The organism is Candidatus Abyssobacteria bacterium SURF_5, from assembly GCA_003598085.1.
Classification (GTDB): domain Bacteria; phylum Abyssobacteria; class SURF-5; order SURF-5; family SURF-5; genus SURF-5.
The window spans coordinates 21,528-27,954 of the sequence record QZKU01000014.1; the positions used below are offsets into that span (position 1 = coordinate 21,528).

4 protein-coding genes are annotated in these 6,427 nt (G+C 54.7%); all 4 read right to left on the reverse strand.

Translation table 11 applies throughout. The features are described from left to right. Positions 1-53: 53 nt before the first annotated feature. On the reverse strand, positions 54-338 hold the full coding sequence (locus tag C4520_01405) for a hypothetical protein (GenBank protein ID RJP26018.1): 285 nt from the start codon (positions 336-338) through the stop codon (positions 54-56). Beyond that, complete coding sequence (locus tag C4520_01410; protein ID RJP26019.1) at positions 335-1,159, reverse strand: Stp1/IreP family PP2C-type Ser/Thr phosphatase; 825 nt, start codon at positions 1,157-1,159, stop codon at positions 335-337. Before C4520_01410 ends, C4520_01405 begins: the two co-directional genes overlap by 4 nt. After that, a complete protein-coding gene (locus C4520_01415) occupies positions 1,159-2,691 on the reverse strand; it encodes an FHA domain-containing protein (GenBank protein RJP26020.1) in 1,533 nt (510 codons plus the stop codon). The genes C4520_01410 and C4520_01415 overlap by 1 nt, the downstream gene beginning before the upstream one ends. 72 nt (positions 2,692-2,763) lie before the next feature. Then, the gene (locus tag C4520_01420; protein RJP26021.1) at positions 2,764-6,354 is read right to left on the reverse strand and encodes a tetratricopeptide repeat protein; all 3,591 of its coding nucleotides are present in this window, start codon (positions 6,352-6,354) and stop codon (positions 2,764-2,766) included. Between the last annotated feature and the right edge of the window lie 73 nt (positions 6,355-6,427).

Sequence of the window (6,427 nt, forward strand, 5' to 3'; positions counted from 1 at the left end):
CGTCGCTGATTCTCGCCGGAACATGTTTCGGGTCTCAAAAGGAGCGCTCGCGATTATTTCCCCTTTTTCATGAAGAACGAACTGATGTCGAAGAGAAATCTCTCGTGCCGGCCACACTCTTTGCAGACAACGGATAACTCATCGCAGAAGACGCCGTTGACTGCCAGCATTGTCTGCATGTCATACCTGAAAGCCCCTCCGCACGAACATCTCGAGCGGCTTGCGTAGATGTATTCCTCGAGAACAGAGTTTACCTGAATCGCTTGCGGACCGGCGTTGCAGGCAGGACATACGTATACACTTTCCGGCAGTTCTCTTTCACAGCTTTTACATTTCATCTTTTTTTTCTTCTGTGGCCGTCGCTTTCGCTGAAACGCGCCACTTCGATTCCAGGTTCTTCTTTAAGAGCGGCTTTTTCCTCTGCAATTGCAATAACGATAATGGTCACATTATCTTTTCCGCCGGCTTCGTTCGCCGCTGCAATCAATCGCGTGCAGGCGGCGCCGGGTTTGGCCTCATCAGCCAAGATCGCCTTTATTCCCTCATCGGCCAGCATTTCCGTGAGGCCGTCGGAACACAGCAGGATGCGGTCGTCTCTCCGGACGGAGAACGTATGAATGTCCGGCAAAGGCTCGCCTTCCATTCCGACGTACCGGGTAAGCTGTCCGCGCGCCGGATGTGAATCCGCCTCCTTCTCGGTGATATCTCCCGACTCCAGAAGAAGCTGGATGATAGTGTGGTCTCGGGTCAATTTTCTGAGCCTGCTGTTCCGGAACAGATAGGCGCGGCTGTCGCCCATATGAGCAACAAAGGCCGTCGATGCGCGGAGGAGCACGAAAACTACTGTAGATCCCATGCCGGTCAGATCGGGTCTTTCTTCGCTTCCGTCGCGAAGGCTATTGCTAAAATTGGCCAACAGCTTGTACAGGATACCTGCAGTTTTCCTGCTCGACATATCCAAATGATCAGGTAACTCGCTCCTTACGAAATATGGGAGCGCCTCAACGACTATTTTTGAGGCGACCGCTCCACCCAAGTGCCCGCCCATCCCGTCAGCGACCAGGTACAGTCCGATGTCCGGATCCGCATACCAGGCGTCTTCGTTTTCGCGTCGAACACATCCGAGATCGGTCAGTCCCGCATGGGTTACCGTCAGCATCAGAGCGCTCCCTCCAGAGCTCGTTTGAAGGCCGCGGCCGATTTGAAGCCGATCACCGGCCTGTCAACAAGGGCTTTGTCAATGACCGCAGCAAGCTTTTTGGGAATATCCGGATTGCGTTCACGAATAGGAGCGGCGTCCTGGCTCAGGACTGCACGCCACACGTCTTCGCCTCTCGAGAAGTCGCGGGGGAATACTCCCGTCCCGCACACCATATTATACAGACAGGCTGCAACGGCCCAGACGTCCACTTCCGGTTTTGCGTGTTTGAAGTTGACCACCTGTTGGCGCGGTACGAAGCAGGGAGTTCCTCCTATCGTACCCGTTAATGTCTGTCCGCTGAGGCCCGCCGCATCGAATGCTTTTGCAAGGCCGAAATCGCCGATCTTCACCGTCCACGAATTCTCAGAGCCAGCCAGAAAAATGTTGCCCGGCTTGATATCTCTGTGCACCAGCCCTTTTTTCTCGACATATTTTCCGTCGGCAAGTTTGGCGCGGACTTCAACGTTGTGCGCGTACTCGAGCCCGTCGAGAGCCTGCAGCGTTATTGAACATGCTTCATCGATCGAGAGTCTGCCTCCGCGCTGTTCCATCAGTTTGTCGATACTGCCGCGGTCGCAATATTCGAGTGTGAAGAAGAAGACTCCGTCGGCGTATCCCGACTCGAAGAACCTGACGATGTGCGGGTGATTCAAGCTCTTCATGAGTTCGGTCTCACGGAGGAAATATTCTTTCAGCTCCGGCTTCACGGCCACTTGCGGAAGCAGGAGTTTCAAGGCGACGATCTGCTCGGTTTTTGTATTGCGCGCGAGGTAGACGCCGCCCATGCCTCCGCGCCCGATCTCACGGGTCAGCGCGTAGTCCGCTAGGCCCCGGAGTTCCTGTCTGCCCTGATTTCCTCCGTGCAGGAGAGCCTTCACCAGCGCGTTCAACTCGGATTTCTTGCAGGACAGGCAAATATAGTCGCCCTGCCGGTTTTTTCCGATCTCCTTCGAGACGTCTTTCCCGCATCTGGCGCACACGTGCTTGCGAGGCGCAAGAGGTTTCTTCTCCTTCGCCGCCTTCAGTTGCTTCCAGCACGCGTCGCACACAAACAGGTTGGGCGCCCGCCTGCAATTTTCCTTTTTCTTCTCATCGATTTCTCGAGAGCATTCATTGCAGAGAACAGGCGCAAAGACACCAACCTGGAAGACGGTACGCCCGAGCCTGATCTTGTCTCCCTCTTTGAGGTCGTACTCAGGAAAGTTCACTTTGGCGCCTTCTTCCGGCGTCTGGTTTTTCTCGCGGCCTCCTATCTTCCTGCCGTTCACAAACGTGCCGTTCAGGCTTCCGAAATCGCGGACGCGGATGTCGGGAGGATTGATATCCAGCAGGCAGTGGTGCCGCGAAATGATCTTGTGTTCCTGGTCGTTGGGCAACTGCGGCGAGCATTCATCCGCGCGTCCCATAATACACGAGGTTCTCTCCGCAAATTCATAGTTTTGGCCGGTAAGTTTTCCTTCTGTTACTGTCAGCGTAACCTTCGCTGGCATCATTTCCTCCTTTGCGACAGCCAGTCTTCCTGAAGCTTTATGGAAATTTGTTCTTCTTAGCAGACGCGCCTGTCATTTCCCTTCCGGCAGAGGCGGTGGCCCGTCCCAGTCGGCAGCCATTTCTTCAAGCTTTCTTCGCACGCCATCGGGCCTGAGCCAGCCGTAGCCGCAATAGCTCAGGCGCGTCAGGAGCTTCTGAAAATCTTCTTCGTTCCATGAGGGTTTGCCGCGACGGGTCAGAGCGCGTGTGATTTGGTCATGGGTTGGTTCTCGTTCTCCCGGCAATTCGGCGGCATACGGCGTGTGGAGAGTCAGGAATTTTTCGAGATATGGTTTTGCGTCATCATACCAATCTGCTGGATTGGGAAACTCATAGTTCCACACTAGTTCCCACAGCCGGAGAGTCTTGTCCTTTGATCCCGAGAGTGCGAAGCGGCCATCAAGAGAACAGGCTACAGAAGTCACGCGGCCTTTGTGGCTCTTGAACGTGCGTAGACATTGCCCGCTGTTGATGTCCCACAACCGAACACTCTTGTCCTCTGATCCGGAGAGCACGAAACGACCATCGGAAGAATAGGCCAGAGAATTCACATTACAAATCTCCCCTTTGAAGGTGCGCAGACATTCTCCGCCGATGATATCCCACAGCCGAAGAGTCCTGTCCTTTGATCCCGAGAGCGCAAAGCGGCCATCCGGAGAAATGGCGACAGGACTCACAACTTCGAGCATGCGCAGGCATTGCCACGTATCCATATTCCACACCTGAAGAGTTTTATCCCCCGCCGAGAGCACGAAACGGCCATCCGGAGAAAACGCAACAAACTTGACAGGCTCTGTGAATCGATTGAGGTATCGCAGAGAGTTGTTGACCAGCTTTTGTCCGCTGTTGACATCCAGTACCCGAATGCTTCCGTCCTGTGATCCCGAGAGCGCAAAACGGCCGTCCGGAGAAAATGCGACAGAAGTCAAATTATCTGTGTGCCCCTGAAATAAGCGCAGGCACTCCCCACTCCTGATCTCCCAGAGCCGAAGAACGTAATCGTCCGATCCCGAAAGTGCGAAACGGTCATCCGGAGAAAACGCGACAGAACGCACCTCCCGTCTGTGTTCGATTGTGCGCAGGCATTTTCCCGTGTTCATCTCCCACAGCCGGAGATCGCAGTCGTCTGATCCCGAGAGTGCGAAGCGGCCATCTGGAGAAATGGCGACAGAAGACACAGAGGCTGTGTGTCCTTCAAATGTGCGCAGATGCCAGCCTTGAGCATATCTGCGAATCCTTCCACGTAGGCCTGCTTTAGCCCTCAAGTCCAGAAGTTCCCGCGACCTCAAATATCCAGGAACAGAGGCGGCCTTCGAAATAGCGTCAGAAGCTCCGGCAGGATTCCCTGCTTTCAGTTCTGCTTTTGCGGTTGAAAAAAGATCATGCACCTTGCTCTTATATTCAATAAGAGCGGAAATAGATACGGCTTTGCACAGTATCGATCTTCCTTGCGAGACGCCAGCAAAAATATTCCAGAGCCGAAGGTTATTGTCTCCTGATCCCGAGATCGCGAAACGGCCGTCCGGAGAATAGGCCACAGATGTTACAGATCTGATGTGTCCTTCAAATGTGCGCAGGCATCGGCCCGTGGAGATCTCCCACAGCCGGAGACTGGAGTCGTATGATCCCGAGAGTGCGAAGCGGCCATCTGGAGAAATGGCGACAGAAGACACAGAGCTTGTGTGTCCTTCCAATGTGCGCAGGCATCGGCCCGTGGAGATCTCCCACAGCCGGAGACCGCAGTCGTCTGATCCCGAGAGCGCGAAACGGCCGTCCGGAGAATAGGCCACAGATGTTACAGATCTGGTGTGTCCTTCCAATGTGCGCAGGCATCGGCCCGTGGAGATCTCCCACAGCCGGAGAGTCTTGTCTTTTGATCCCGAGAGTGCAAAACGACCGTCCGGAGAACAAGCGACAGAAAACACAGAGCTTGTATGCCCTTCGAATGTGCGCAGGCATTTTCGCCTATTGATCTTCCAGAGTCGAGCAGTATTGTCGTCTGATCCCGAGAGTGCGAAGCGGCCGTCCGGAGAAAAGGCCACAGAATTCACATTACGAATCTGCCCTTTGAAGGTGCGCAGGCATTTCCCGCTGTTGATATCCCACAGCTGAAGCAGAAGACTTCTGTTAGTGGATCCCGAGGACCTAAGACGGCCATCCCCGCGGTCAATGTCCCACAGCTGAAGCGGAACAGCACTTGCACTGGATCCCGAGAGTGCGAAGCGGCCGTCTGGAGAAATGGCGACGGATTCCACTTCCCCTGTGTGTCCTTCGAATGTACGCAGACATTTCCCGCTGTTGATATCCCACAGCTGAAGAGTCTTATCGGATGACCCAGTAATCGCGAAGCGTCCATCTGCAGAAATGGCGACAGAAGAAGAGCATGAGCATCCATCGAACGTGCGCTGGCGGGACGAATCCATCATACGAGCCTGTTCAAGGGCCGCAAGGACTTTTCGATTTTGACTGGAGATCTCTGCAATCTCCTCCAACACCTTCACGGCGGACCCCCCGTCACCTCGTTCCATATGAACTAGTCCCAAGCAATACTCATCCATCCAGTCAGATTCATGGCTAAACCGGAGTTCCTCCATGCGTTCTACAACTTCCTGATCAGTGATCTCTGCTTTGTGCCACTGTCGCAGGCTAAACCCGTACGTCGATTCGGCATGATGCGGGTCAATTTTCAGCGCCTCTTCCCAAAGCTTTTCGGCTTCGTCCGCCTTGCCCAGTTCGAGAAGCGAGGTAGCCTTGTTGTTCAAGACATCAGCCATCTCTGCAAGTTGTTTTGGCTCTTCCCTGGCATAGTCATGTCGTGTCTCCTTTCCATAGATCGCCTTGAGGCTTTCGATCACATCAGACATCGATTTCGGCCGTTCGTCAGGATTCTCCTGCAGACACTTGGCGATGAGAGCCGCAAGAGATTCGGGCATTGGGGGCAGATGCCCTTCGGCGGGACCGGTCCTGAGGTATTCACTGAAGACTTCGCCCACCACCGTCCCCGACGGCCAGGTGACGCCGCCGTTGAAAATCTCGAAGATGGATACCGCCCAGGAGTAGAGGTCGGACTGCGGAGTTATCCGGACTACATCCTTTTTGGGGACTCCGGCCGCGCGCTGGGCATGGGCCTGCGCCTGCTCGGGAGAAGCGTACAGCGGTGTCATGCCGGCAAACGTGCGGTCGACTGAAGCAGTCTGCTCAGGTTGAACTCCCTTCGGCAGTTCCAATGCCGCGCCTGCCAGTCCGAAGTCGCTCATCTTGGCGATTCCGTCAGAAGTTATGAGAACATTGGCCGGCTTGACGTCCTGATGCACCATTCCGCGGGAGTGGGCATATTCAAGACCCCGGGCAAACTGAATGGCAATATCGAGGATGTGTTCGATCACATCCTCAGGGCTGCCCTCATATATCTTGCCGGTCTTGATCCAGTCTGAGACCGTTCCGCCTTCGACGTATTCGGCAAAAACGCGAGGGACCTTTCCCAAGACGCGCACAAAATGGCAGGTGACTATGTTCTCGTGCAGCCCGAGGTCCATCCAGGTATGGCATTCACGGACAAAACTCTCTACGCCGCCGGCTCCTGCAATGGCCTTCTCGTTCGGCGTCTTGACCGCCATATCCATATCCCAGTCAAGATGATGGACTTTGTAGACTTTTCCGTAGCCACCTTCGCCAAGAACATCCCTAATTTCGTAG